Source organism: Streptomyces sp. SID13726 (assembly GCF_010548375.1).
Taxonomy (GTDB): domain Bacteria; phylum Actinomycetota; class Actinomycetes; order Streptomycetales; family Streptomycetaceae; genus Streptomyces.
On sequence record NZ_JAAGLY010000054.1, the window covers coordinates 1 to 2,536 of the forward strand.

At 68.8% G+C, this 2,536-nt stretch carries 2 protein-coding genes; both read right to left on the bottom strand.

The genetic code is table 11. The features are described from left to right. Positions 1-111: 111 nt before the first annotated feature. Positions 112-903: an IS21-like element helper ATPase IstB gene (gene istB, locus G3I78_RS46265; RefSeq protein WP_164436519.1), complete on the bottom strand. Its 792-nt coding sequence runs from the start codon at positions 901-903 to the stop codon at positions 112-114. Then, positions 903-2,408, bottom strand: a complete 1,506-nt coding sequence (istA, locus tag G3I78_RS46270; RefSeq protein ID WP_164436521.1) for an IS21 family transposase — start codon at positions 2,406-2,408, stop codon at positions 903-905. The genes istB and istA overlap by 1 nt, the downstream gene beginning before the upstream one ends. Between the last annotated feature and the right edge of the window lie 128 nt (positions 2,409-2,536).

Below are 2,536 nucleotides of genomic sequence, written 5' to 3' on the forward strand. Positions count from 1 at the left end.
GTGTCAACGGCCACTCAGTTCTCCCCGGAGGCGGCCAGTAATTCTCCCCACTGGCGGCCAGCAGTTCTTCCCCAACCGCGGCCAGATATCTCCCCGCTGTTGGTGGGTGGATCAGCGCAAGGGGATCACCCCCTGACCGCTGGTGGCCTGGTTCAGCCGGAAGGAATCACCCTGGGTGACCACGACGTGAGCGTGGTGCAGCAGCCGGTCGACAGTGGCCGTGGCCAGGGTCTTGGGCATGATCTCGTCGAAGCCGGAGGGGTGGAGGTTGCTGGAGACGGCCAACGCCCGCCGTTCATATGCGGCATCGACGAGGCGATAGAAACCCTCGGCGGCGTCGGGTGACACCGGCAGGAGCCCGATGTCGTCAACGATGATCAGGTCTGTTCGGATCAGCCGGGCCATCGCTCTGGCCAGCGAGTCGTCGGCCCGGTGGCGGCGGACGAGGGCTCCGAGGTCTTCGATGGTGAACCAGGCGACCGTCATGCCGGCCTCGATGGCGGCCTGACCGAGGGCCTCGGTGAAGTGCGACTTTCCGGTCCCGGACGGCCCGCAGATGCAGAGGTTCTCCTTGCGGCTGACCCACTCCAGCATCTTCAGCGAGTCCTGGGTCGGCCGCGGAATGGAGGAGGCGGTCTCGTCCCAGTCGCCGAAGGTCTTGCCCGCGGGGAACCCGGCCCGCTTGCGGCGAGTACGGAGGTTCGCGGCGTCCCGGCCGGCCGCCTCCTCCGAGAGAAGGACACGGACGACCTCGGCGGGGTCCCAGCGTTGGGCCTTCGCGGTGGGGATCAGGTCGGTCAACGCCCGCCGGATGTGCGGGAGTTTCAGCCGCCGGGTGAGCTCGATGGCCTCGGCGAGGGGATCGCCGTGGGTGCCGGTGACGGTGCGGATCGGGGTGGCCATCAGTGCTCTTCCTTCTCATCGGCGACGCCGAAGTTGGACCAGGCGGAGGTGCCCGGCTGCAGGCTGTGGTTCTCGGATGGCCGTGTGGGTTCGACTGTTTCCAGGCCGACTTGGTAGGTGAGGATGCGGATCAGGTCGTTCTCCGCGAACCGTCCGGCGATGGCCGCGGAACCCAGGGCCCGGTCGACGTCGGCGGCGGAGTGGAGCTTGGCCAGCGCGACGGCCTCGGCCATCTTCGACTTGACCCTGCGGGCTCCGGCCGCCCCGGCCTCGATCAGCCAGGACGCCGCCCCGGGACCGAGCGCGAGGAAGGCGGCCTCCTCGGCCGAGTTCGCCTTCGGCGTCCGGTCGCCCGCCTTGTCCTGCCGGGGCGGGTAGTGCTCGTCCTTGATCTGCGGGCTGCCGGGAGTCGAGCGGTCGTGCCGGGCGACCTCGACGGGTCCGTCCTCGCCGACCGCGGTGACGATCAGTTCGTCGCCGTTGAACCGGGCCCAGACGCGGGTGTCGACCAACTGGTGCGGGACCGAATAGCGCACGCCGTCAACGGAGATGGTGGCGTCCCAGTTCACCCGTCTCGTGGTGCCGAAGGCGACCGCGAAGGGCTCCTTCGGCAGCGGGTGCAGCCGCCCGCGTTCCTCGGCGAGGGCCTCGGCGGGCTTGCGTCGGCTGGCCCGGTGGATCCGGTTGTTGACCTCGTCGCAGAAGTCGCGGCAGGCCGCCTCCAGGTGTCCGAACGATCCGTACTGCTCAAGCAGGTTGGCGTCGGTGGGCACCAGGTCGGCCTTCGCGATGCGGACCGTCGCCTCGGATCCTCCCTTGGTTTCCGGGTCGGCCGGCAGGCAAGTACGGATGGTCAGTCCGTAGTGCCGGGCGACCTCGACGATCTCCGGGTTGCGGACCGCGATGTTCGCGACGTGCATCGTGGTGACCGTCTTCTCGTTGTCGGTCAGCGCATAGGCCGGCACCCCTCCTATTCGCCGCAGGGTGGCGTCCAGGCAGGCCACGATTGTCGGCAGGGTCTTGTCGAACACCGGGATGACGACGCGGAAACGGGACCAGGCCAGCCAGGCGCACCACAACGAAGTACGACGTCCGCCGATTCGCGGGCCCTCGCCCCAGTCCCACTGCAGCCACAGACCCGGCTCGGTGATCCACGGCCGATAGACCCGCCGTGATCCGGCCCGCAGGCTCGCCTTGACCTCCGCGACCGCCCGCCGGGTGGTCCTTTGCCCGCCCGTGAAGCCCATCGCCGTGATCCGCCGGTGCACGACATCGGCACGGATCCGGCCGTGGGAGTTCACCACCAACTCCTCGATCTTCGCGAGGTATTCGTCGATCGGGCGGGCCCGGTGCTGGCGCTCGGTCGGGCTCTTGCCCTCGGCCCGAGCCTGCACATACCGGGCCACCGTGTGGTGGTCGCAGCCGGCCAGCTCGGCCGCCGCTCGGTAACTCCCCGTGAGGTCGTATGCCTCAAGGATCTCCATGATCTCCCTGCTGTTCTTCACACCGGCCAGCTTCGTCGACCGGTATCGGTCCAGGTCCGGGGAGATATACGGCCGTCCGTGGGGCAACCCTTGGCCATGAATGGGGCGCTAAGTGGCCGCCTACGGGGAGTATCTACTGACCGCCGTCA

Bases quoted from the DNA above. Each gene is read 5' to 3' on its own strand.
- istB (WP_164436519.1), bottom strand. From the start codon at position 903: ATGGCCACCCCGATCCGCACCGTCACCGGCACCCACGGCGATCCCCTC.